Below are 24,256 nucleotides of genomic sequence, written 5' to 3' on the forward strand. Positions count from 1 at the left end.
TCCCCGGTATGGAGTTCAATCACGCTGATCTGTACGAAGGGCTCGCGGACGCGATCGGGGACCGCGTGGCCGTCATCTGCGGCGACGACCGCCTGACCTATGCCGAGCTGGACGCGCTGGCCAACCGGCTGGCGCACCACCTCGCCGCCCAGGGCGTACGGCCGGGCGAGCACGTCGGGATCCAGCTCTACAACGGCGTCGAGTACGTCATCGGGCTCCTCGCGGCGCTGAAGATCCGGGCGGTTCCGGTCAACGTCAACTACCGCTACGTCGAGGCGGAGCTGCTCTACCTCTACCGGGACTCCGACATCGTCGCCCTGCTGTTCGACGTCGAGTTCGACTCGCGCGTCGCGACCGCCGCCCCGCAGGCCCCCGCCCTGCGCCACCTCATCGCCGTCGGCGGTGACACCACGGTCCCGGGCGCCGTGCCGTACGGCGAGGCACTGGAAGGGCAGCCCGCGACGCGGGGATTTCCGAGGCGATCCGGCGACGACGTCTACGTCATCTACACGGGCGGGACCACCGGCATGCCCAAGGGTGTCATGTGGCGGGTCGAGGACCTGTTCATGGCGTTCGGCGGCGGCAACCCGTACGGTGCCCCCTTGCCGACGCCGGAGGCCGTCATCGATCAGGCGACCGGCTCCGGCCCGATCGTGATGATGGCGGCGGCCCCGCTGATGCACGGCGCGGCGCAGATGGCCACGTTCATCGCGTGGTGGATGGGGGCGGCCATCGCCTACGTCCGCAGGTTCGACGCCGCCGCGGTCCTTCGCGCGATCGAGCGCGAGAAGGTCGTCAGCGTCAACATCACCGGCGACGCGATGGCGCGCCCGCTGGCGGAGGAGCTCGCCACCCGGTCGTACGACCTGTCGTCGCTGTTCGCCCTCAGCTCGACGGGGGCGATCCTCACCGGTTCGGTGCGGGACCGGCTGCAGGAGCTGCTGCCCAACACGATGATTCTGGACAACTTCGGCTCCACCGAGTCCGGATACACCGCCTCGGGAGTGTCCGGCTCGTCCCCCGAGTCGGGACTGAAGTATCAGCCCAACACCAACTCGGCCATCGCCGTCCTGGACGAGACGCTCAAGCCGGTGAAGCCGGGCTCGGGAGACATGGGTACGGTCGCCAAGGCGGGCCGGATCGCCTTCGGCTACTACAACGACCCGGATAAGACCGAGCGCACCTTCGTCACCGACGCGGACGGCACCCGCTGGCTGCTCACCGGCGATCTCGCCATGGTGGAGGAGGACGGCACGATCCGCGTCTTCGGCCGCGGGTCGCAGTGCATCAACACCGGCGGGGAGAAGGTCTTCCCCGAGGAGGTCGAGGCCGTGCTCAAGGGCCATCCGTCGGTGTTCGACGCGGTGGTCACCGGCATCCCCGACGACCGCTGGGGCTTCCGCGTCGCGGCCGTGGTGCAGCCGTACGAGGGCACCTCGCCGACGCCGGCCGAGCTCGACGCTCACTGCCGGGAGAGGCTCTCGGGGTACAAGGTGCCCCGGACCTACGCGTTCGTGGAGGAACTGGTCCGGTCGCCGGCGGGCAAGGCCGACTACCGATGGGCCAAGGAGACCGCCCAGGCCGCCGCCACCACATCACCGGCGTGATCAGGTGGGGCGTTCGCCCGTGACGGCGGCCACGGCGCCGAGGCCGAGGTAGACCATGCCGCTGCCGACGTCAAGCCGCCGCCTGGCCCGGGCGGAGGAACGCAGGCGACCGGCGAGAGCTGAGGACAGCACGGCGTACGTGCCGTCGCTCGCCATGCCCAGCACCACCCAGATGGCGCCGAGCAGCACGATCTGCGGCATGATCGGCCCCCGCGACGGGTCGGCGAACTGCGGGAGGAAGGCCAGGAAGAAGATCGCCGTCTTCGGGTTGAGCACGTTGACGACGAAGCCCTCCCCGAACAGCCGCGACCGCGACGCGTGCCTGACCTCGGGCGACTCCGCGTCCCCCCGATGAAGGAGCTTTCGTACGCCGAGATAGACGAGGTAGGCCGCGCCGAGATACTTCACGAGGGCGAACGCGGTGGCCGACGCGGCCAGCAGCGCGCTGATCCCGAGCGCGGCGGCGGCGATGTGCACCAGCGACCCGGCGTGGACGCCGAGGACCGACACCAGGCCCGCCGTACGGCCCTGGGCGACGCTGCGGGTGACGATGTAGACCACGGCGGGTCCGGGGACCAGCAGCAGCGCGAGCGTGGCGGCGGCGAAGATGGCGAGTGTCGTCACAGGTGGCATGCCGCGATGGTACGAACCCGGCCCCGCCACGGCACCTGCTTTTTCCCGCGGGCTTCAGGGAGTGTGGCCGAGGTCGTGGCGGGTGGCCTCCTCGACCTCGTGCAGGCTCTGCCGGGTGAGCTCCAGCTCGGAGGTGAGCTCGTCGAGAGCCCCTGTGCCGCCGTCGGCCGCCGTCGAGGTGGCCGTCATCGCCGACACCTCCACCACCCGGGCGACCAGGCCCTCCAGGCTGATCGCCCCGGACTCCAGGCGGGCCAGCACCCGGTCGCGGGTCGCCGACAGCCGGTCGTACACCTCCTGCTGCGCCTCCAGCGAGGCGATCGACCGGTCGAGCTCGCCCGCCACCTCCGGCCGGGCCGATTCCCGGGCGCGGGCCAGCCGTACCCGCTCCTGCTGGAGGAACCGGGGGTCGAAGCGGGCGAGCGCCGAGCCCGTCACCGAGGCCTGCCCGGCCAGCCGCCGCAGCGTCGCGACCGTGTCGTCCACCTGCGGGCGCATGGCCGCGATCCGGTCGAGCAGGAGCTGCCCGCGCATCGAGGCGGTCAGGTCGCCGAAGTTCTTGGCCGCCCGTTCGCCCCGCCGCAGCCACGCCTCCTCGGGACTGCCCTTGGCGACCGGCAGCTCCACCGGCTCGTCCGTACGGCTTTCGCCCCCCGTGGACTGCCACGCGGAGGCAAACGACTTGGCCAGCCAGACCGTCACGCCGACGAAGGCGGCGCCCACCGGATGCACGTTGACGGCCCAGGCCGCGCCTCCGGCGGTAGCGCCGATGAGCAGCCCCCAGGGGTCGCGCAGTTCCTCACTGAAGCGGGACAAGGGGGCTCCTGGCGCAGAGGTGGACCATCAGAGAGTTGGAGATCGGAAGTTTGAGATCAGAAGTTGGAGATCACGGCCGTGAAGACCTGATCGATGCTTCCCGGCTTGCGGGAATCGTAGGCCGCGGCGTCGGTGGTCTGCGAGATCTTCTTCAGGACGTCGAGGTCGGCGTCGGCGCCGTAGGCGATGGTGAAGATCCTGACGGTGTCCTGCCCGGCCTCCTTGCGCAGCTCGGGGAGCAGGTTGTCGAGCGAGATCGAGTTGTTGTCCTCGTTCTTGCCGTCGGTCAGGAACACCACGGCGTTGATGGCGTCGCCGCTCTGGTGCGCCAGGACATGCTGGTAGGACGCCAGGGCCGTGTCGTAGAGGCCGGTTCCGCCGCTGGGGATGAGGCCGTTGATCCGGTCCTTCAACGCCTTCTGGTTCTTCCGTTCCATCGGGACCAGCTCGCGGTAGTCCTTGCCGCCGTCCTGCTTGAGGGAGAACATCCACAGGCCGACCCGGTCGTTCGGGCCGAACTGCGGCAGCGCGTTGATCGCGGCCTGCTTGGCCAGGTCGAGCTTGCTCTTGCCGGTGCCGGGGACGTCGGCGCCCATCGAGCCCGAGACGTCGATGACCATGAGCACGTTGGCCGGCTTGCGCAGCTCCGACCAGCTCGTGAGGATCTTGTCGAGCACCTGCGGCGTGGGCACGCTCAGCGTGGTGGCGGGCTCCTTCGGGTTGAGACCGGGGGCGGAGCTGATCGGCTCGCGCACGGTGCCGTCGTACGACCGGAACCCGTACTTCGCGAACTCCTTCTGCTGGTCCGGCGACTGGAGATACTTGAGAAAGTCCGCCGCGGCGGCCCTCTTGGGGGCGTCGGCCCAGGACAGGACGGCGTACGGATGGTCCGAGAAGAGCGTGCCCTCCTTCGGATAGATCGCCACGAGCGGGACCTTCGGCTTCGCGTGCTGGCCGAGAGTCTTCGGATCGCCCGTCGGGTTGCCCTGGTTGTAGTCCCACGCCGACTTCTCCTCCACCGTGACGGCCGAGATGTACGACATCGCGGTGCCGGCGTCGTCGGCGTGCTGGAGGTTGGACAGGAAGGTCAGCGTGGTGTCGCCGTAGTGGACGATGGACCGCTCGACGTCGCGCGCGAATTGCCGCGTCTTCGGCACGGTCAGGTCCTTCTCGGACAGGTCGCCGGACAGGCCGGTGGCCGCGAAGTAGGCCCCGATGGTCGCGTTCAGCCCGGAGGTGGACAGGTTGGGGTTCGTCTTGCCGAGGCGGAACTTCCCCCACTCCGGGTGGCCGTACCGTCCCCAGCCCTTCGGGTCGTTGGCCAGGTCGAGGACGTCCGACCAGCCGACCTTCTTCTTCGGCCAGCCGATCGCCTCGGCCATGGGTTTCGGCATCGCGATGACCAGCGGCGACTTGGCGATGGTGGGGTTGTCACGGGGGACCAGGGTCGCCCGGTCGGCGCCCTGGGCCCGCTGCTGCAGCAGGGTCACCCAGCTCGTGCTCGCGGGCGTCCAGACGTCGGGACGGGGCCCGTCCTGCCGCGCGTCCCAGCCGCGGGCGAGGGCCTGCATGGTGCCGCCGGAGTTCTTGTTCTCGACGATCACGTCCACGCAGTGGCCGTCGACCTCGCGGCCGTTGTAGCCGTTGGCCATCTTCCGGAGGAGCTCCGCCTTTTCGCTCGACGCCGCGATCGTCAGCGTGATGCCGCCGTCGCCGCAGGCCCGCTTCTGCTCGGTCCCGCCCGCGTCACCGCCTCCGCCGCCTCCGCCGTTCCCGCCGCCCCCGCCGAAGAGCGTTTTCAGGCCGACGATCAGCGCGCCCGCGAGGATGATCGCGATGATGAACGGGGCAAAGCTGCGGCGGCGCTTCTGCGGCTGCGGCTGGTACACACGTCCTCCACTTGCCACGGGGGATGCCGGCACTTATCCCGACGAATGGCGAACCACGTTAGTTGCAGATGATCTCGTCGGGCTAACGGTGACCCGCCATGCCGGAGACGGCCAGTAGATCAGCGGGTGGATCAGCGTCGATCGGGGGTGCGCGGGGTCCGTTCGCGGTCAGCGTGGATCGGCGGTGCCGGAGATCCGTCCGTGGATCAGCTCGGTGAGCGTCGCGTGCACCTCGTCCAGGGGGCGGTCGGGGTGAAGCGCCCGCCGTTCGATCGCCACTGTGAGCACCATGCCGAAGATAGCGGTCGCGGCGGTGCCCGTGTCGAGCCCCTCCCGCAGCTCGCCCGCTGCCACGGCCTCGTCGAGCACCCGCTCGTACACTCCGAGCGCGTCCTCACGCAGCCGGACGATCGCCTCCTGCCACGCCGTACGCCACATCTCCGCGAGAAGCACGCGGGCGAACGGTCCGTACTCGTCGAAAAACCGGAGTTGCGCCAGCACGATCGCGTCCAGCGTGGCCACCCGGGAGCCGGGCCGGTCGGCGGGCGTGGCCTGGGCCGCCTCGGCGAGCGCGTCCGTGAGCCGCTGGATGCCGTGGCCGAGCAGGCCCGCGAAGAGCGCCTCCTTGCTGCCGAAGTTGTAGAACACGGTGCCCTTGGCCACCCCGGCGCGCTCGGCGATGGCGTCGACGGTCGTGGCGGTGAAGCCCTGCTCCGCGATCAGATCCACCGCCGCCAGGTAGAGCCTCTGCCGGGTCTCGCCGCGCCGCCCGCCGGGCTCCGCCTTCGTCATACCCGTCACAACGCTCACCTCCGTCGTGGCGCTCCCCACAGTCATGCCGTTCGCAGTCATGCCGTTCGCAGTCTTGGCGCTCACAGTTTGGCGCTCACAGTTTCGGCGCTCACGGTTTTGGCGCTCACAGTGCCAGCTCCGGCTTGAGGCGGCGCATCGACCAGGTGCGGCCCTTGTGCACGGCGAACACGGTGAGCGCGAGGCCGAGCGCGACGAACGCGGAGAGCACGCCGCAAGCCTGCCACACCACGGTCAGATCCCCACCGCTGATCAGCCGGCGCATCGCCGAGACCACCCAGCTCATCGGCAGCCACGGCGAGATGGCCTGGAAGAAGCCGGGGGACGTCTCGATCGGGTAGGTGCCAGCGGACGACGTGAGCTGCAGCATCAGCAGGGCCAGCACCACGACCCGGCCGGGAGGGCCGAGGAGGGCGTTCACCGCCTGGACGATCGCCAGGAAGGCGGCCGCCGTCAGCACCAGGAACGCCGCCACGCCCGGCCAGTGCTCCGCCGAGAGGCCGAGGCCGAACCGCAGCACCGCGAGCAGCACCGCCACCTGTAGCGCGCCCATGGTGAGCGCGGGCAGCCATCCGGCGAGAGCCGTACGCCACGCGGGGGCCGACCCGGCCACCAGCCGCGGGTTCATCGGCCGGAGCAGCATGTAGGTGACCATCGCGCCCACCCACAGCGCCAGCGGCACGAAGAACGGCGCGAAGCCGGTGCCGTAGTTGGGCACCGCGTTGTCCACCTCGGTGTCGAGCCGGACCGGTTCGCTCATCATGTCCGTACGGCTGTCGCGCTCCGCCTTGCCGTAGTCGGGGATCTGGGCGGCGCCGTCGCCGAGCTTGTCCGCCAGTTGGCCCGAGCCGTCGGCCAGTTTGACCAGGCCGGAGTCGAGCTTGCCCGCACCGGTGTAGAGCTTGGCGATGCCCGTGTTGAGCTGGCCCGCCCCCGAGGCCAGGTTGCCGAGGCCCGCGTTGAGCCTTCCGGCCCCGTTGCCGAGCCTGCGGAGCCCGTTGGAGAGTGTCCCGGCGCCGTCGCTCAGCCGCCCCAGCCCACCGGAGAGCGTGCGCGCCCCGTCGAGCGCCTTGCCCGTGCCGTCCCGCAGCTCGGCCGCCCCGTCGGACAGCCGCTTCAGGCCGCGGTCGAGCTGGTTGAACTTGTCGCGGGCCTGGTCGAGCTTGGCCCCGAGAGCCGGCGCGGCGGCGGCCAGCTCCCGCGCGTCGTCCGCGACCGCCCGCGCCTGCCTGGCCAGGTCGTCGATCCTGCCGGACTGCGACCCGATCCTGTTCTCCAGCCGGGCCGCCGCTTCGGCGAGGTTGCCCGCCGAGCCGGACGCCCGTTCGACGAGTGCCCTCAGCTCGGGGTCCGCGTCCGGGTGGGAGTTCAGCCAGCGCTCCACGGCGCGCAGGTCCTGCCGGGTCTCGCCCGCGCTGCCCTGGACCTCGCGGGGCAGGTCGCCGAGCGCGTTGGCGAAGGCGTCGGCGCCCTCGGCCAGAGCCAGCGCCGCCGACCTTATTCGCTCGCCGTTCTGGGTGAGGACGGGCACGTACTTGTCGGCCGCCTGGTTGATCGTGGGAGAGAGGGCGTGCACCTGCTCGTAGGCCTGTCTGTTGCCTTCGGCGAGCTTGCCCGCGCCCCTGTCCAGAGCCGCCAGACCCTTGCGGAGGTCGGCGGCGCCGCTTGCCGCCTTCGACAGGCCCGAGGTGAGGGCCGTCGAACCCCGGTAGGCGCTGTCAAGGCCGTTGGCGAGCGTCTCCGAGCCGTTGTACAGCGTGCCGGCACCGGCCGACAGCTTGCTCGTGGCACCCTTGGCGGTGCCCAGACCGTCCTGCAGTGACGAGGCGCCCTCGCTGGCGCTCCGCGTGCCGTCGTGGAGCCGGTCCGCCCCCTCGGCGGCCTTCACCGTCTGGTCGTGCAGGTCGCCGAAGGACAGGAAGATCTGGTTCAGGTAGTCGTGGACGGCGCTGCGGTCGGCCGCCTCCTTGACCTCCTTGAACACGGCGTCCGAGATCGTCCGCATGATGTAGCTGCGCCCGGTGTCCACCCGGACCCCGAGCGCCGCCGGGGTCGGGCTCCCGTCGCCGGACGGCGAGGCCAGGTTGGCGCTGAAGTCACGGGGGATGGTCAGCGAGAGGTAGTACCTCCCGTCCTCGACCCCCTTGCCGGCCTCCGCCGCGTCCACGGTGTGCCAGTCGAAGACGTCCCGCTCCTTGAGCTTGGCGGCGAGATCCCGGCCGGCGTCGACGGTCTTGCCGTCCACGGTGGCGGGCCGGTCCTCGACGACGAGCGCCACGGGGACGTTGCCGAGGTGGCCCTGCGGGTCCCAGAAGGACCACAGGTAGAGGCCGGCGTAGAGGAGGGGAAGCATGATCACGCCGACCAGGGCGGCCCGGGTGAGCCGCGACCGCATGAAACGCCGAAGCTCCAGCCGTCCGAGATGCAGGGGCAAGGGCCTGCTCACCGCTCCTCCTCATTCACGTTCCGCATGTCCGCCGCACTCGCCGCGCCGGTCATGCTCGCCGTGTCGGCCGTGGTTGTACGGCTCGCCGCGCTGGCTGTGCGGGCTGTGGTCGTCGTGTCCCCTGTGTCCCCAGTGTCCCCCGTGTCCGCTGTGTCCGCCATGTTGACCGGACAGGCGGTGCTGCTCGTGCCGATGGCACTCGTCGCACCGGTCGTCGTCGCCGTGGTGGTCGCCGTGGTGGTCGCCGTGGTCGTCGCCGTCAGGGAGATGACGGTGGCGAGGCCGCTCGCCTCGCGGGCGTCCGTGCAAGTTGCGATCACCGTGAGGCCGTTGTCCGCCAGGTCGCGCAGGGTCTGCCACAGCTCGTGAAGCCTGCCGTCGCCGAGGCCCGTGTCGGTGTCGTCCACCACGATCAGGCCCGGCTCGTCGAGGAGCGCGAGGGCGATCCCGAGCCGCACCTCCTGGTCCCGTGTGAGCTGCCTGGCCAGTGTCCGGTCGCCCTCGGGGAGCGCCGCCAGGTCGAGGCCCGCGTGGTGGAGCGCCGCGTGCACGATGTCGGCGTGCCGCCTGCGCCATTTTCCCGGGGGCAGGCCGCGCGGGCGCAGCCGCTCGTGGAGGTGCTCCCGCACGGAGAGAGCGCCGTCGAAGGGGTTGACCTCGCTCACCAGCCCGAGGGCGGCGATTCTCTGGATCTTGCGGAGCCTGGTCTGGCCGCCCACCGTCAGAGTGCCCACACTGGGCTTCATGCGGCCGGCGAGCGTCAGCAACAGGCTCGTCCGTCCGGTGCCCGCTTCACCTTCGATCACGGTGAGCGTGCCGGCCGGAGCCGTGAACGACACGTCCCGGTACACCCAGCCGTGTTCTCCCTTGAGGGACAGCCCGTCGGCTTCGACCTCGGCTCCGGTGAAGACCGGGGTCGCCGGGGTACTCGTGGCGTTCTGGACGTTCATCGCCCCTGTTCCCGTCATCGCTTTGAACTGACCAGTCGGTACAAAAGCCACGCTACCCCTCTTTCCCGCAGTCAGGCGGCGCGACAGGTGTGATTTGGGCTACTTCAGGAGGCCGGCGGGGCCGAGCCGTACACCTGGGGGTCCGAGCCGTGCGCATGAGGGACCCGAGCCGTGCGCAGGAAAAGGGCCGGAGTGGCCTGGTCTTCGCTCCCCGCGCCCCACCCTCGGCTTCCGCCCGCGGATCCGCGTCCTTGTACGGTCATCTGAGCGATATTGGGCGGCGGAAAGCGATTTCCCTGGCCAGATGACCGTATAAGAGGGAACGCACTCCGCGGACTGCTCACGCCCGACCGGCGGCGACACCGTCATGTTCGGCATGTACAGCGGAAGGCCCGGCGATCCAGGACCGCCGGGCCTTCCCATCTATGCGCGCGATCTTGCAGGCGATCTGTGAGCGCGCCGGCCTGCTGTTTCCGCCAGGCCGGGCCGTACGTCGCGAATGGGCATCCATGCATGATCACGCCGAGGTGCGGCGCAGGTCGTGGCGCATTCCTGGGAACCCGTGCATGATCACGCCGAGGTGGGGCGCAGGTCGTGGCGCATTCCTGGGAACCCGTGCATGATCACGCCGAGGTCTGGGCGTATTCGGCGAGGAAGAGGGCCTCGGCGGTGATGACGCGGCGCAGCTCGGCGAGGTCTACCCGCTCGTTGGGCGCGTGGATCGCGGCGTCGTTGTCCTCCGCGCCGTAGAGCAGGATCTCCGCCTCGGGGAACCGCCTGGCCAGCGTCGCGACCAGCGGAATCGAGCCGCCCTGGCCGACCTCGCGCGGCGCGCGGCCGAAGGCCCGCTCCATGGCCCGGCCGATCGCGGCCGTCGCGGGGCCGCCCGCCTCCGCGCGGAAGCCCGTACCGGTGGTGAAGTCGTCGAACGACACGTGGACGCCCCAGGGGGCGACCTGCTTCAGGAAGCCGGTGACCTCGTCGAGCGCGGTCTTGGTGTCTCCCGACGGAGGGATCCGGATCGTGACGCGGGCCCGGGCCACGGCCTGGACCGCGTTGATCGCGCCGGAGACGCTGGGCACGTCGAGCCCGGTGACCGTGATGGCGTAGGACGCCCAGAGGCGGTCGGCGAGCGATCCCGAGCCGACGAGCGACACCCCGTCGAGCACGCCCGCCGTCGCGCGGAACTCCTCCTCGGACGGTCCCTCGCCGGAGAACACACCTTGGTTCAGGCCGGGAACGCGGATGTCGCCGTTGTCGTCGTGCAGGGCCGTCAGCATGCGCATCAGCGCGGCCAGGGCGTCCGGCGCCGCGCCCCCGAACGAACCGCTGTGCAGCGACTCACCGAGCGACCGGACCTCGACGGTGAACGCCGCCATGCCGCGCAGCGAGGTCGTCAGCGCCGGGTCGCCGACACGCGGGTTTCCGCAGTCGGCCACGACGATGGCGTCCGCGCGCACGAGCTCGGGGTTGGCCTCGACGAAGGCCTCCAGGCGCTCGCCCGCGTACTCCTCCTGGCCCTCGATGATGACCTTGACGCCCACGGGGAACCGGCCCTGGAAGGCGCGGAGCGCCGCCACGTGCGTGATCAGGCCGCTCTTGTCGTCGGCCGCGCCCCTGCCGTACAGCGCGCCGTCGATCTGGGTGGGCTCGAACGGCGCGGTCTTCCACAGCGCGAGATCGCCGGCGGGCTGGACGTCGTAGTGCGCGTAGAGCAACACGGTCGGGGCGCCGGGCGGCGCGGGGGCCTCGCCGTACACGGCGGGAAAGCTGCCCTCGACGGCGACGCGCTCGACGTGCGGGAGACCCGCCGCGCGGAGCAGCTCCTCCGTCAGTGCCGCGGCCTCGTGGACCGGAACCTCCGGGTGGCCGGGAAAGGCGACGGACGGGATCGCCACGAGCCGCTTGAGGTCCTCGACCGCCTGGGGCATTCCCGCCTCGACGGCCTTCTCGATCTCCTCAGGTGCCACCGCTTTTTCTCCCGATATGTGTAGTCACAAATGTGCTGGGCTGTTGGTCAGCCCATTGCACCACACCGCGGCCGGCCCCCTGGGCGCGTGCCGTGCCGCCGGTCCCGGCCGGGGAGAAAGGCCAGAAATCTACCTGACGGATTTCGTCGTAGTTACAAGGCGATATCGCGGATTCCGAACTTCTTGCAGAGTGACACCACGTAATCACTTGGCAAACTGCGTAAAAGGCATGCACACTGTGCAGAGCACCGATCACCGAGGGAAGGTCGCGATGGCGCACCCGGACGTTCTCAAAGCCGCACACGACAATCTGTGGATGCACTTCACCCGGCACGGCTCCTACGACGGGGCGGAAGTGCCGATGATCGTGCGAGGCGAGGGCGCCTACGTCTACGACATCCACGGGAAGCGCTATCTCGACGGCCTGGCCGGGCTCTTCGTCGTCCAGGTGGGGCACGGCCGCGCCGAGCTCGCCGAGGCCGCCGCCAAGCAGGCCCAGGAGCTGGCCTTCTTCCCGCTCTGGTCGTACGCGCACCCCAAGGCGGCCGAGCTGGCCGCGAGGCTCGCCCAGCTCACCCCCGGTGACCTCAACCGCGTCTTCTTCACGACCGGCGGCGGCGAGGCGGTCGAGTCGGCCTGGAAGCTGGCCAAGCAGTACTTCAAGATCCAGGGCAAGCCGCTGAAGACCAAGGTCGTCAGCCGGTCGATCGCCTACCACGGCACGCCGCAGGGAGCCCTGTCCATCACGGGCATCCCGGGCCTCAAGCAGGTGTTCGAGCCGCTGGTCCCCGGTGCGATCAAGGTGCCGAACACGAACCTCTACCGGGCCGACGAGATCTCCGGCTTCCCCGGGTTCGAGAAGGACCCGGAGGCGTTCGGCCGCTGGGCCGCCGACCAGGTCGGCAAGGCCATCGAGATGGAGGGCCCGGACACCGTGGCCGCTGTCTTCGTCGAGCCGGTGCAGAACTCCGGCGGCTGCTTCCCGCCGCCGCCCGGGTACTTCCAGCGGCTGCGCGAGATCTGCGACGCGCACGACGTCCTGCTCGTCTCCGACGAGGTCATCTGCGCCTTCGGCCGGCTCGGCACGATGTTCGGCGGTCAGAAGTTCGACTACGTGCCCGACATCATCACCTGTGCCAAGGGCCTGACCAGCGGTTATGCTCCGATCGGCGCCATGATCGCCTCTGAGCGGCTCTTCGAGCCGTTCAAGCAGGGCACCGAGATGTTCGCCCACGGCTACACGTTCGGCGGTCACCCCGTGGCCTCCGCCGTGGCCCTGGCGAACCTCGACATCTTCGAGCGCGAGGACCTCCTCGGGCACGTCTCGGCCAACGAGCCGGTGTTCCGCAGCACGCTCGAGAAGCTGCTTGATCTACCGATCGTCGGCGACGTCCGCGGCTCGGGCTACTTCTACGGAATCGAGCTCGTGAAGGACAAGTCGACCAAGCGGACCTTCAACGAGGAGGAGTCCGAGCGGCTGCTGCGCGGCTTCCTCTCCAAGGCCCTCTACGACGCGGGCCTCTACTGCCGGGCGGACGACCGCGGCGACCCCGTGGTCCAGCTCGCCCCGCCGCTCATCTGCGGCCCCAAGGAGTTCGACGAGATCGAGTCGATCCTCCGCTCCGTGCTCACCGAGGCCTGGGCGCGTCTCTGACCATCTATCTCGTACGGCCGGCGCCCCCTGCGGCGCCGGACCGTGCGGTGCATTGCTTGAAAGGACTGTTTCCCATGAAGATCGGCGTGCCTGCCGAGGTCAAGAACCACGAATACCGCGTCGCCGCCACCCCGGCGGGCGTGCACGAGCTCGTCCGCCACGGCCACGAGGTCCACGTTCAGCGGGACGCGGGCCTCGGCTCGCACATCACCGACGAGGAGTACCTGGCCGCCGGCGCCAAGATCCTCGACACGGCGGACGCGGTCTGGGCCGAGTCCGAGATGATCCTGAAGGTCAAGGAGCCCATCGCGGAGGAGTACCACCGGCTCCGCGAGGACCAGCTGCTGTTCACCTACCTGCACCTGGCCGCCTCCCGCCCCTGCACCGACGCGCTGCTGTCGGCCAGGACGACCGCCATCGCGTACGAGACCGTGCAGGTCGGCAACACGCTGCCGCTGCTCGCCCCGATGTCGGAGGTCGCGGGCCGCCTCGCCCCGCAGGTCGGCGCGTACAACCTCATGCGCTTCAACGGCGGCCGCGGCGTGCTGCCCGGTGGCGTCCCCGGCGTCGCCCCCGCCAAGATCGTCGTCATCGGCGGCGGCGTCTCCGGCCTCAACGCGGCGCAGATCGCCGTCGGCATGGGAGCGGACGTCACGATCCTCGACGTCAACATCGACCGCCTGCGCTTCATCGACGCCATCTACCAGGGCCGCCTGAAGACGCTCGTGTCGACCTCGTACGCCATCGAGCAGGCCGTCCTGGAGGCCGACCTGGTCGTCGGCGCCGTCCTCATCCCCGGCGCCAAGGCCCCGACCCTCGTCTCCAACGAGCTGGTCTCGCGCATGAAGCCTGGCTCGGTCCTCGTCGACATCGCGATCGACCAGGGCGGCTGCTTCGAGGACTCCCGTCCGACCACGCACGCCGAGCCGACCTTCAAGGTGCACAACTCGATCTTCTACTGCGTGGCCAACATGCCGGGTTCGGTGGCCAACACCTCCACCTACGCCCTGACCAACGCCACCCTGCCCTACGCGGTCAAGCTGGCCGACCAGGGCTGGCAGGCCGCCCTCCGCGGTGACGCGGCGCTCCAGCTCGGGCTCAACACCCACGCGGGCGAGCTGACCAACGAGCCGGTCGCGGTGGCGCATGGCCTTCCGTTCACCCCGGTCGCCGAGGTCCTCGCCGCCTGAGGCCCGGACATACGCCGGAGGCGGCTCGCGTCCGAGGCGCAGCCGTGTTTCAGCGCGGGCGCCTCGGCCCGTGTCTCAGCTCAGGCCGAGGCGCCTGCGCAGGTCGCGGGTCGTCACCAGGACGTGCTCGACCTCGGCCCGAGTGGGCCACGGGGCCGTGCCCGGCCTGAGCAGGGTCGCCCGGACCGAGCTGAGATGCTGCACCGCGGTCGTGTGCAGACCGCTCGTCTCGGTCAGCCAGGCGATGGGGTCGCCCGGCTCCGGCATGCCCCGGGTGGCGAGGTCCCAGGTGCCGAGGATCTCCATCAGGTCCGCCGGGTCGGCCACCGCGTCGCCCCGGCGGCGGCCGGTGGCCACGGCGAGCTCGGCCCGCGCGGCCAGCTCCGGCTCCGCCGGATGGTCCCAGCGGGGAGGCGGCCAGCCGGGTTCGGCCCAGCTGGAGTCGGCCCAGCTGGAGTCGCCGTCGAGCAGCCACTGCTCTGCCTGGGCGTCCCGGCGGGTCACCGACAGCAGCGTGTGCAGCTCGGCCGCGGCCCGTTGGTGGCCCTTCTCGGCCGCCTGCCGCAACCAGTGCTGCCCGCCCCTGAGGTCGTTGTGCTCGGCGATCAGGAGAAGACCGAAGTTGTAGGCAGACTCCGGATCTCCACCGGCGGCCGCCCGGCCGAACCAGATCCCGGCCGCCGGGCGGTCGTCGAGCTCGACGCACACGAAACCGGCCATCCGCTGGCCCTCCACGCGGCCCGCGTGTGCGGCCCGCTCGAACCAGGCCCGTGCCGTACGGAGATCCCTCCTGGCGAGGGCCAGGCCGCCGAGCTGGAAGGCGGCGCGGGGATGGTCGTGCCGCGCGCCGAGCTGGTAAGCCGCCTCCGCGCCCTCGGGATCGAGGGTCGCGTGAAGGAGCAGGCCCAGGTAGTACCCCGCTTCGGCGTGCCCGGCCCGCGCCGCGTACTCCCACCAGTGGCGGGCCTCGCCCTCGTCTCCGGCCGCGTAGCCGAGGAAGCCCAGGTCATGCGCGCTGTCCCGGTCGCCGTCGAGAGCGGCCGCGCGGTGCCAGTCGCGCGCACCCAGGATGTCTCCCAGGTCCTCGCAGAGCAGGGCCAGGCGGCGGGCCGCGAGGCCTGAGCCGTCCGAGGCCGCCCGCTCGAACCAGCGGCGCGCGGCCGGCACGTCGCCCTTGCGCTCCAGAAGGAGGGTGGCGAGGTTGACGGCGGCCTCCGCGTCGCCGGTCCCGGCCGCCAGCTCGTACCAGCTCGTGGCCTCCTCCAGCGTGCCGTGCCTCTGGTGCCAGAGCCCCAGGTTGAAGGCGCTGTCGACGTTGCCGGCCCGCGCGGCCCGCTCCCACCACTGCCGGGCGGACGCCCGCTCGCCGCGCTCGGCGCACAGCCGGCCGAGGAGGTGGGCGGCCTCGGGGTCGCCCTCCTGGGCCGCGGCGAGCAGCCTGCTCTCGAAAGGGTCCTCGGGTTCCGGGCCGCGCGGGACCGGAACGTCAGGCCAGGCGACCGTCGTCTCCATGGCTCCCAGGAAAGTCATGCCAGCCAGAGTGACACGTAACGGCGAGGCTACGGAGCGTAATTTGCCAAGACCCTTGTCATCCGAACCGGATGAACCCGACGTACATCCCCATCCCGCACGCGTAGCTGAGCTGTCCCGTCTTATGTGGCGGCAGCCGTACCGTCTCCTCGCCAGTGTCGGGGAGCGCGACGTCTCGGTCGTCGATGGCCACGGTCCGCGTGCAGCCTCGGGCGCCGTCTGTACGGAACACGATTTCGGTCGCCCGGTCCGCCGCGGCGGTGACGATGCCGGGCCGGAAGCCGTAGTCGGTCGCCCAGATGGTGATCCGCTGAACCCCGTCGGCGTCCTGCCTCGCACGCGTGCCGTCCGTGCTCTGCCTCGCACGCGTGCCGTCCGTGCTCTGCCTCACCCGCGCGCCCTCGGCGCTCTGCGCCGCTTGCGCGCCGTTCGCGGTGCGCGCCGACGGCCCGGAGGCCGTGGCCGGCGAGCCGGGGAAGGGGAACTCGCCGGGGAGCCACCCGCCCAGCCGGAGGCCCGACCCGATCGTGAGGACACCCGCCGCGACGGCCGCGACTCCGGCGAGCACCGCCAGCCTGGTCGAGGCGAGCCTGCGCAGCAGCAGTCCCAGCGCCGCGAACGCGGGAGCCGTACCGATGGCGAATCCCCCGAGAACGGCCGCGCCCCCGATCACGCTTCCAGTGGAGACCGCCACGATCTCCAGGCTGATCGTCACACCGCAGGGCACCAAGATGGTGGCGACCCCCAGAGCCAGCCCCCGCGCGACGCCGGAAGTCCGCGTTCTGATGGCCGTTCCGGCGGAGTGGCCCGAGCAGCCGGCCGTGCTGTGCGACCCGCCTTTCCTGAGCAGCCGCACAGCCTGAACGACGACGGCGATTCCCGCCGCGACAAGGAGCGCCGCCCTCGCCGTAGGACTCACCTGTACGGCGGAGCCGAGCATGCCGAGCAACGCTCCGGCGGCGATGTGGGAGAACAACCTCCCCGACAGGAAGGCCCCCACCGCCGCCAGGTCACCGCTCCGGTCCGCGTCCGGCTCGCCGTCGTCGCAACAGTCCCCGGCACTCGACAGCGCCCCGTCAGACCGCCCTTTGGCGGGACGTCTGATGAGGCCGATGAGTAAGCCGCCCTGGACCGCCGTACACGACGCTGTGCCGGCGGCCAGGCCGGCCGTGAAGCCACCGGCGAACAGAGCGGCGGCGTTCACGGTCAGCGGACGAGGGCCAGGTCGTCCAGCGTGCCGGTCTTCGCGGCCTCCACGATCGAGCCGAACTGATCCAGGCTCATCTCGACCTTCTGCCCGAAGTCGTCGGTGATGACGACCTGGCGCTCAACCGGAGCCGTCAGATCCACGAAAAGCTCGGGGCATCCGCAGTTGCAACTGCCACAGAAACGCGCGATCGACTTCACGCCGTCCTCCTCGCCTGGGAATTTCCCCCCGCAACGTAACGTGGCGGCCCGAAAGCGACCAGTAACACTTCGCTCACCCCTGCCGCTCGTAAGGGTCCGGCGGGTCTCGTCGCGCAGAATAGAGTCTCACATCCGTGACCCCCGCACCCCACACCACCCTTGTTCAGGTGCCGTACCGAGACCGCAACAGGCGGTGAAACGCGCCGAGCCGGGGTCCCGGCTGTGCGGGGGTTCCCGGCTCCACGACTTCCGTCTCCCGTTGGGAGCGGCTTCGGTAACAAGGGTTACGGATCGCGTGAGGGACGTCAACCCACGGTGAGCAAGAGGTGAGAGGTATCCGCTACAGCCAGCCGGGTTTGACGAGGCCGGACTCGTAGGCGATGACGACGAGCTGGGCGCGGTCACGGGCGTGGAGCTTCGTCATCGTCCGGCTGACGTGGGTCTTGGCCGTCGCGGGTGACATGAAGAGCCTGGCGGCGACCTCGTCGTTGGTCATGCCGGTGCCGACGAGGGCGAGCACCTCGCGCTCCCGCTCGGTGAGCTGGTCGAGGTTCCGGGCGATGCCGGGCTCCTTGGCCCGCGAGGCGTACTCGGCGATGAGCCTGCGGGTGACGCTGGGCGACAGCAGGGCGTCGCCGCAGGCCACGACCCGGACGGCCTGGATCAGCTCGGCCGGCTCGGTGTCCTTGACGAGGAAGCCGCTGGCTCCGCCGCGAAGGGCCTCGAAGACGTACTCGTCCAGCTCGAACGTGGTCAGCATGATGATCCTGGTGCTGTCCAGCGCGGGATCCTCCCCGATGCGGCGGGTGGCGGTCAGGCCGTCCATGCCGGGCATGCGGATGTCCATCAGCACCACGTCGGGATGCAGCTCTCTGGCCAGTTGAACGGCCTGCGCGCCGTCGGACGCCTCGCCGACCACGGTCATGCCGTCCTGGGCGTCGAGCAGGGCGCGGAATCCGGCCCGCACGAGAGCCTGGTCGTCGGCCAGCACAACATTGATCACGTGGGCTCCTTGGGTTCGGTACGGCTCTCGCTCTGGAGCTCTGGGTCTTCCGCCTGTCGAGGATCGGCACCGCCAGGATCGGAGGCGGGGTTTAAGGCCGGGAGGGGGAGGGCGGCCGCCACACGGAAGCCGCCGCCCGGACGCGGGGCGGCGGAGAGCGATCCGCCGAGGGCCGCCGCCCGCTCGCGCATGCCCGGTATGCCGTTGCCGCCGCCCAGGCCGTGTACGGCAGGCCCGACCCCGGCCCCGTCGTCTTCGACGACGATGCCCAGCTCGGCCGGGCCGTACGAGATCCGCACGATGACGCTCGAACCCGGGGCGTGCCGCGACACGTTGGTCAGTGACTCCTGGGCGATCCGGTAGCCCGCGCGGTCGGTCCCGGCGGGGAGGGGCCTCACCCGGCCGGTGACCTCCAGCCGCACGGGCAGGCCGCTCCGCTCGACCAGCTCGTCGAGCCGGTCCATCCCGGCGGTGGGGGAGCGCGGGGCGCCCTCTCTCAGCAGGCTGAGCACGCTGCGCATCTCGGCCAGCACGTCCTTGGACGCGCCCTTGATGGTGGTGAGAGCGGTGCGGGCCTGTTCCGGGTGCTCGTCGAGCAGGTGCAGCGCGGTGGACGCCTGGACGTGGATCAGCGAGATGTTGTGGGCGAGCACGTCGTGCAGTTCCTGCGCCATGGTCAGTCGTTCCTCGCTGGCCTGCCGCCTGGCCTCCTCGTCCGCCACCCGTTTCGCCTCTGCGAGGCGCTCGCGCCTGGTCCGGTGGAACTCGGCGACGGTCAGGGTGAGCAGCAGGTATGCCGCGATCGCGGTGTGGTGGAACAGGCCCTGAGGTCGCGGGATGAGCCACGTGGAGTAAGCGATCATGAAGAGGAAGAACGCCGCCGTCGACAGCCACGCCGCCCGGCGGCGGCCGGACACGACAGCGTAGAAGATCATGATGGCGGGGCTGACGAAGATCGGCCCATAAGGGAAGTCGAGCAGGAGATAGGCACACGTCGCGGCCAGCGTTGCCACTATGCCGGCCACCGGGAAACGCCGTCGCACGGCGATGGCCAGCGGCCCGGCCAGCAGCAGTGCGTAGCCCCGCCAGTCGAGCGGCACCCGGCCCAGGCCGGCGTCCCTCATCTGACCGTACTGGGCGCCCATCGACCCGAAGACCGCGAACAGCCCGATGACGACGGGCAGGACGGGATTCATCCGGCGAGACCACTCAGAACGGGAACGCACCCCCGCACGCTAGGTCATCGTGGCTGATCAGCGCATCCCCCCGGAGCGGCACCGGCTCATACGCCACGCGGAGTAGCCGAAGGGGCGTCGTCCACATGTGGACATTTCCGGAGCGATCCTTACTCTCGTGAGTCATGCTGGAGTGATCTCCCAGAGGAGGTTCACATGAGGGGCGTCGTCGTCGCGTCGCTGGGGCTGGTCACGCTCACGGGCCTGGTCGCCCCGCCGGCCGAGGCCGCACAGGAGCACGTCCAGCTCACCCCGGCCGCCGCGCGGGAGCCGTACGTCAAGAAACCGGTCGCCGAGGGGTACGGCGGGGCCGTGGCGACCGTGGACCTGGACGCGAGCAGGGCCGCGCTCAAGGTGCTGAAGCAGGGCGGCAACGCCATGGACGCCGCCGTGGCCGGGGCCGCCACCCTCGGAGTGACCGAGCCGTACTCTGCGGGTCTCGCCGGCGGCGGGTTCCTCGTCTACTACGACGCCAGGACCCGGCGGGTGTCCACGATCGACGGCCGGGAGACCGCGCCCAAGGCGATGACCTCCGCCACCTTCGAGGGCATCCCGTTCGCGGACGCCGTGACCAGCGGCCTGTCCGCCGGGGTGCCGGGAAGCGTCGCGCAGTGGGATCTGGCGCTGCGCCGGTTCGGCACGATCTCGCTCAGGCAGGCCCTGCGCCCGGCGATCGACACCGCGCGGGACGGCTTCGTCGTGGACCAGACGTTTTACGACCAGACGCAGCAGAACGCGGCGCGGTTCAAGGACTTCACCTCGACGTCGGCGCTCTACCTGCCCGGAGGCCAGCCGCCGCCCGTCGGGTCGGTCTTCCGCAACCCCGACCTGGCCAGGACGTACGGCGAGCTGGGCAGGCGCGGCCCCGCGTGGCTGTACGGCGGGGCGCTGGGCGGGGAGATCGTCGCCACGGTCAAGAAGCCGCCCGTCGCTCCCGGCTCGACCCGGGTCGTCAGGCCCGGGCTGATGGAGCTCTCCGACCTCGCGGCCTACCGCGCCCTCGAACGGCAGCCCACGAAGATCACCTACAGGGGCCTCGACGTGTACGGCATGGCCCCTCCCTCGTCGGGCGGCTCGACGGTGGGGGAGGCGCTCAACATCCTGGAGGCGCTGCCGCACGTCGGCCTGCAGGAATACTTGGAGGCGTCGCGGCTGTCCTTCGCCGACCGGAACGCGTTCGTGGGCGACCCGGCCTACGTCAACGTGCCACTGGAGGGGCTGCTGTCCGACGGGTTCGCCAAGGAGCGGGCGTGCCTCATCGGCCCGGTCGCCATGCCCCATCCCGCCGCACCGGGCTCGCCCGACGGCGTCTACGGGCCCTGCGCCCCGCCTTCCCCTTCACCCCCGCCCTCTTCTTCGGTGTCCGCTCCTGTGTCCTCTCCTGCGTCCGCCGCGGCTTCCGAGGACGCTTCGGGCGCCGTGGAGAAGGGCGTGCAGAAGGGCGTGGAGAAGCCGGAGGGGCCGGAGACGACCCACCTCGTGGTGTCGGACCGCTGGGGCGACGTGGCGGCGTACAACATCACCATTGAGCAGACCGGCGGCAACGGCATCGTGGTGCCCGGCCGCGGGTTCCTGCTCAACAACGAGATGACCGACTTCACCTTCGGGCCCGCGCCCGGCGACCCGAACCTCCCGGCCCCCGGGAAGCGCCCGCGCTCGTCGATGGCGCCGACCATCGTGCTGAAGGACGGCAGGCCGCTCCTGGCCGTCGGCTCGCCCGGCGGTGCGACGATCATCACGACCGTGCTGCAGGTCCTGGTCAACCGGCTCGACTTCGGAATGTCGCTGCCGGAGGCCATCGCCGCTCCTCGCGCGTCGCAGCGCAACACGCCCGCGACCCAGGCCGAGCCGGCGTTCATCGATCGGTACGGCGCGCAGCTCACGGCCTTGGGGCACACCCTCACGCCGGCCCCCGGGCCTCCCGTGGGGGAGATCGGGGCGGCGACCGGCCTGGAGTTCCTCGGACACGGGAAGGTTCAGGCCGTCGCGGAGCCCACGCGGCGCGGCGGCGGCAGCGCTCTGGTCGTCATCCCAGCACCGAGCCCGACCGCCGCGGCGACGGGCTGATGAGTTCATAGGCCTCGGGCTTCACCTTCCGGGTCCGCGCCCAGTATTCGAAGGTGAAGCCCGGCCAGATGGCGCGGTTGGCGCCGTCCTCGTCGAGGTACCAGCTCGTGCAGCCGCCCTCGGTCCAGACGAGCCGGTCCAGCCGCCGCTGAAGGCGCTCGTTGTAGGCCCGCTGGACCTCGGGGCGTACGTCCATCGCCCTGGCCTTGGTCCTGGAGAGCAGCCTCAGGCAGTCCATGACGTACCTCACCTGGGCCTCGATCATGAAGACGACCGACGTGTGGCCGAGACCGGTGTTGGGGCCGAGCAGGAAGAACAGGTTGGGGAAGCCGGACGTGCCGACCCCCAGGTAGGCCTCGACACCGGTGCGCCAGGCGTCCTGGATCTTCAGTCCGTTCCTGCCGGTGATCCGCTGGTCGTTGAGGGCGTCCACGACCTTGAAGCCGGTGCCGTAGATGATCACGTCCACCTCGTGCTCGCGGCCGGCGGCGTCGACGATCGAGCGGTCCCGGATCTCCGTGATGCGATCGGTGACGAGCTCCACGTTCTCCCTGGTCAGCGCCGGATAGTAGTCGCTGGACAGCAGGATGCGCTTGCAGCCGATCGTGTAGCCGGGGGTCAGCTTGGCGCGCAGCTCCGGGTCGGGCACCTGCCTGGCGAGGTGCCGCTCGGCCACCCGCCGCTGGACCTCCATCAGGCGGGGATCGACCGTGAAGCCGAGCGCCCTGGTCTCCAGGAACCAGTAGATGGAATCGCGGACGGCTCTCGCGGCTCCCGGCATGCCGAGCGCGCGCTTCATCCCGTCAGGTACGGCGAAGTCCGGCTTGGGCTGGATCCACGGGGGTGTCCGCTGGAACACGTGAAGACGGGCGGCCTGCTCGGCGACGACCGGCACGAACTGGATCGCCGACGCTCCGGTGCCGATGACGGCCACCCGCTTGCCGGTCAGGTCGCGGGAGTGGTCCCACCGGGCCGAGTGAAAGGCTGGGCGGGTGAACCGCTCACGCCCCGGAATTTCGGGAAACGACGGGATATGCAGGGCACCGATCCCTGAGACGACGGCGTTGGTCGGGAACGACTCCCCGTCGGCGGTCGACACCTGCCAGGTCGCCCGTTCGTCGTCCCACTCCAGCCCGCTGACCTCCTTGCCGAACCGGAAGTGCGGTGCGAGGCCGTACTTGGCGACGCACGCGCGCAGGTAGTCCCAGATCTCCTGCCGCGGGGAGAACAGCCGCGACCAGCCGGGGTTGAGCTCGAACGAGAACGAGTACAGCGGCGAGGGCACGTCGCAGGCGCACCCTGGATAGGTGTTCTCCCGCCAGGTCCCGCCGATGTCGGGGGCCTTCTCCAGGATCACGAAGTCGTGGTAGCCCGCTTCTTTGAGCTTGATCGCCATGCAGAGGCCCGCGAAGCCGGAGCCGATGATCGTGATTCCGGGACTGGGCATGCGGCCTCCCGCGGCGGGGCGACATCGGTGAAGCGATATTGGACGTGACGTCCAATCTAATGAGCAGGCCAGGCCCGGTCCAGATGCCCCCGCACGCCCGATACTCAGGTTGGGGCTGAGCGGTCCGGCGCGGGGCAGCTCAGGCGCGGGCATGATGAAGCCGCCGACGGGCGCGGTCGTCGGCGGCAGGTCGGGGACGTCAGCTGACCAGGAGGTATGCCACCACGGCGAGCGCCACGACGAGCACCGCGCCCACGGCGAGCCACAGCGGCAGGCGGGACGGCTGCTCCTTTGAAGCCGCCGCGTCCTGGTTCTGAGCGAAGGCCCGGAACGCCTGCGTGTTCCCGGCCGGGTCGATCTGAGGGTCCGACATGGCGCAAACTCTAGCGATACGAGGGGTGGCCGTGGAGACGATTTGTCGGATTTTGCACTGGCATCGCCTGTAGCGGAAAACCTCTTTGTCGATACGGCGTCGTCCTCCCTTTTCCGGCGCGTGACCGGTGGGAACACGTTGCCCGAGCGGTGGCCGGGCCGGGGGGCCGGCGAAGGTTCCTCGGGGCCGCCGGCCGCTGGGCCGCGCCACCACGTCCTCGCCCTGTCCCTCGCCCTGTCCCTCGCGCGTTCCTCGCCCTGTCCCTTGCCCGGTTCCTCGCCCGGTTCCGCGTTCGAGACCGCCGCCCTCGGCGGATAGCGTGGTGTCCATGCTCCGCACCCTGCTCTCCCCCCGGCTGGTGGCCCTTCACCTGCTGGTTGTCGGGGTGCTCATCTCCTTCACGCTCCTCGGCCGGTGGCAGCTCGGCGTCTTCGAGGCGTCCGGCGAGCCCAAGCTCGCCGCCGATCCGCCGCCCGTCGCCGTCTCCCAACTGACCGACGTGGGCCGGCACATCGGCACCGACGTCCTCGGCAGGCGGGTGACGGCCCTGGGGACCTACGACGCCCCTGCCCAGCTCCTGGTGGCCGACCGCGAGCCGGATGTCAGCGCGCCGGGCGGCCGGGCCGCCAGCGGCCGTGGCTTCTGGCTCCTCACGCCGCTGCGGCTCGCGGACGGCACGGTCGTCGCGGTGGTCCGCGGCTGGGTCGCCTCGGCGGCCGATCCGGCGGCAGCAGTACCAGCCGAGACCGTGACCGTGACCGGGCGGCTGCGGCCGTCCGAGCAGACGGACGCCGTGGTGCGCGGCGGGCCGCTCCCGCAGGGGCAGGTGGCCACCGTGTCCACGGCCGAGCTGATCAACGTTTGGACCGACGCGAAGCTCCGGGACGGGTTCGTCGTGGCGACCACGCAGGACCCGCCGTCCACGGCGAAGCCGGTGGCCGTCCCGCCTCCGACCGAGGGCGGCGGCTTCACGTGGCGCAACCTGGCCTACGCCGCCCAGTGGTGGATCTTCGCGGCCTTCGCGGTCTTCATGTGGTTCCATTTCGTCCGCGACGCCGTACGCGGCGAGCGTTCCCGTGCCGAGGAGCCCGCGGAGCCGGCGGTCCGGACCTGAGCCCGGACCTGCCCTCGGAACTGGATCTGGCCCACATCTCGTGATCATCACGACCCCCTGTGAGCATCACGTCGTGAGGAGCACGCGCTTGCGAAGCAGGTCGAAGGTGGCGCGG

Annotated in this window: 19 protein-coding genes; 5 read left to right on the forward strand and 14 right to left on the reverse strand. The window is 70.8% G+C overall.

Annotated elements, in window-relative coordinates; all coding sequences use genetic code 11:
* Positions 1 to 8: 8 nt before the first annotated feature.
* Positions 9 to 1,607, forward strand: a complete 1,599-nt coding sequence (locus tag ABH927_RS21830) for an acyl-CoA synthetase (protein ID WP_370024105.1) — start codon at positions 9 to 11, stop codon at positions 1,605 to 1,607.
* Here ABH927_RS21830 and ABH927_RS21835 read toward each other — a convergent pair whose 3' ends face one another.
* The 7 genes from ABH927_RS21835 to ABH927_RS21865 all read right to left on the reverse strand — a co-directional run bounded on the left by ABH927_RS21835 (position 1,608) and on the right by ABH927_RS21865 (position 11,121).
* Positions 1,608 to 2,240, reverse strand: a complete 633-nt coding sequence (locus ABH927_RS21835) for a LysE family translocator (protein ID WP_370024106.1) — start codon at positions 2,238 to 2,240, stop codon at positions 1,608 to 1,610.
* A 54-nt stretch (positions 2,241 to 2,294) separates the two neighbouring features.
* Entirely contained in the window at positions 2,295 to 3,056 is a 762-nt protein-coding gene (locus ABH927_RS21840) for a hypothetical protein (protein ID WP_370024107.1), read from the reverse strand.
* A gap of 56 nt (positions 3,057 to 3,112) precedes the next feature.
* Positions 3,113 to 4,945, reverse strand: a complete 1,833-nt coding sequence (locus tag ABH927_RS21845; protein ID WP_370024108.1) for a substrate-binding and VWA domain-containing protein — start codon at positions 4,943 to 4,945, stop codon at positions 3,113 to 3,115.
* Between the two features lie 168 nt (positions 4,946 to 5,113).
* Positions 5,114 to 5,737, reverse strand: coding sequence for a TetR/AcrR family transcriptional regulator (locus ABH927_RS21850; RefSeq protein ID WP_370024127.1), 624 nt, complete (start codon positions 5,735 to 5,737; stop codon positions 5,114 to 5,116).
* A gap of 124 nt (positions 5,738 to 5,861) precedes the next feature.
* Positions 5,862 to 8,201 carry a YhgE/Pip family protein gene (locus ABH927_RS21855; protein ID WP_370024109.1) on the reverse strand — a complete coding sequence of 780 codons (2,340 nt, stop codon included), beginning with the start codon at positions 8,199 to 8,201 and terminating at the stop codon, positions 5,862 to 5,864.
* Complete coding sequence (locus tag ABH927_RS21860; RefSeq protein ID WP_370024110.1) at positions 8,198 to 9,151, reverse strand: ATP-binding cassette domain-containing protein; 954 nt, start codon at positions 9,149 to 9,151, stop codon at positions 8,198 to 8,200. The genes ABH927_RS21855 and ABH927_RS21860 overlap by 4 nt, the downstream gene beginning before the upstream one ends.
* A gap of 623 nt (positions 9,152 to 9,774) precedes the next feature.
* On the reverse strand, positions 9,775 to 11,121 hold the full coding sequence (locus ABH927_RS21865) for a dipeptidase (RefSeq protein ID WP_370024111.1): 1,347 nt from the start codon (positions 11,119 to 11,121) through the stop codon (positions 9,775 to 9,777).
* Between the two features lie 271 nt (positions 11,122 to 11,392).
* Here ABH927_RS21865 and ABH927_RS21870 point away from each other — a divergent pair, with 271 nt between their 5' ends.
* Positions 11,393 to 12,775 (forward strand): aspartate aminotransferase family protein, encoded by a 1,383-nt coding sequence (locus ABH927_RS21870; protein WP_370024128.1) that lies wholly within the window; start codon positions 11,393 to 11,395, stop codon positions 12,773 to 12,775.
* A 74-nt stretch (positions 12,776 to 12,849) separates the two neighbouring features.
* The gene (gene ald, locus ABH927_RS21875) at positions 12,850 to 13,965 is read left to right on the forward strand and encodes an alanine dehydrogenase (RefSeq protein ID WP_370024112.1); all 1,116 of its coding nucleotides are present in this window, start codon (positions 12,850 to 12,852) and stop codon (positions 13,963 to 13,965) included.
* 75 nt (positions 13,966 to 14,040) lie between these two features.
* Here ald and ABH927_RS21880 read toward each other — a convergent pair whose 3' ends face one another.
* The 5 genes from ABH927_RS21880 to ABH927_RS21900 all read right to left on the reverse strand — a co-directional run bounded on the left by ABH927_RS21880 (position 14,041) and on the right by ABH927_RS21900 (position 19,101).
* Entirely contained in the window at positions 14,041 to 15,495 is a 1,455-nt protein-coding gene (locus ABH927_RS21880; RefSeq protein WP_370024113.1) for a tetratricopeptide repeat protein, read from the reverse strand.
* A 58-nt stretch (positions 15,496 to 15,553) separates the two neighbouring features.
* A complete protein-coding gene (locus tag ABH927_RS21885; RefSeq protein ID WP_370024114.1) occupies positions 15,554 to 16,699 on the reverse strand; it encodes a sulfite exporter TauE/SafE family protein in 1,146 nt (381 codons plus the stop codon).
* A gap of 2 nt (positions 16,700 to 16,701) precedes the next feature.
* On the reverse strand, positions 16,702 to 16,902 hold the full coding sequence (locus tag ABH927_RS21890; protein ID WP_370024115.1) for a hypothetical protein: 201 nt from the start codon (positions 16,900 to 16,902) through the stop codon (positions 16,702 to 16,704).
* A gap of 340 nt (positions 16,903 to 17,242) precedes the next feature.
* Complete coding sequence (locus tag ABH927_RS21895) at positions 17,243 to 17,905, reverse strand: response regulator (RefSeq protein ID WP_370024116.1); 663 nt, start codon at positions 17,903 to 17,905, stop codon at positions 17,243 to 17,245.
* On the reverse strand, positions 17,902 to 19,101 hold the full coding sequence (locus ABH927_RS21900) for a sensor histidine kinase (protein WP_370024117.1): 1,200 nt from the start codon (positions 19,099 to 19,101) through the stop codon (positions 17,902 to 17,904). Before ABH927_RS21900 ends, ABH927_RS21895 begins: the two co-directional genes overlap by 4 nt.
* Positions 19,102 to 19,296: 195 nt before the next feature.
* Here ABH927_RS21900 and ABH927_RS21905 point away from each other — a divergent pair, with 195 nt between their 5' ends.
* Positions 19,297 to 21,207 (forward strand): gamma-glutamyltransferase family protein, encoded by a 1,911-nt coding sequence (locus tag ABH927_RS21905; RefSeq protein WP_370024118.1) that lies wholly within the window; start codon positions 19,297 to 19,299, stop codon positions 21,205 to 21,207.
* Here the strand turns inward: ABH927_RS21905 and ABH927_RS21910 are convergent.
* Positions 21,167 to 22,654 (reverse strand): flavin-containing monooxygenase, encoded by a 1,488-nt coding sequence (locus ABH927_RS21910; protein WP_370024119.1) that lies wholly within the window; start codon positions 22,652 to 22,654, stop codon positions 21,167 to 21,169. The genes ABH927_RS21905 and ABH927_RS21910 overlap by 41 nt on opposite strands.
* Before the next feature lie 199 nt (positions 22,655 to 22,853).
* Positions 22,854 to 23,027, reverse strand: a complete 174-nt coding sequence (locus ABH927_RS21915; protein ID WP_370024120.1) for a hypothetical protein — start codon at positions 23,025 to 23,027, stop codon at positions 22,854 to 22,856.
* Positions 23,028 to 23,355: 328 nt separating this feature from the next.
* Between ABH927_RS21915 and ABH927_RS21920 the strand changes: the two genes are divergently transcribed.
* Positions 23,356 to 24,141 (forward strand): SURF1 family protein, encoded by a 786-nt coding sequence (locus ABH927_RS21920; protein WP_370024121.1) that lies wholly within the window; start codon positions 23,356 to 23,358, stop codon positions 24,139 to 24,141.
* Positions 24,142 to 24,256: the final 115 nt, after the last annotated feature.

The sequence above is a fragment of the Planotetraspora sp. GP83 genome (assembly GCF_041262585.1).
GTDB lineage: Bacteria > Actinomycetota > Actinomycetes > Streptosporangiales > Streptosporangiaceae > JAOEGB01.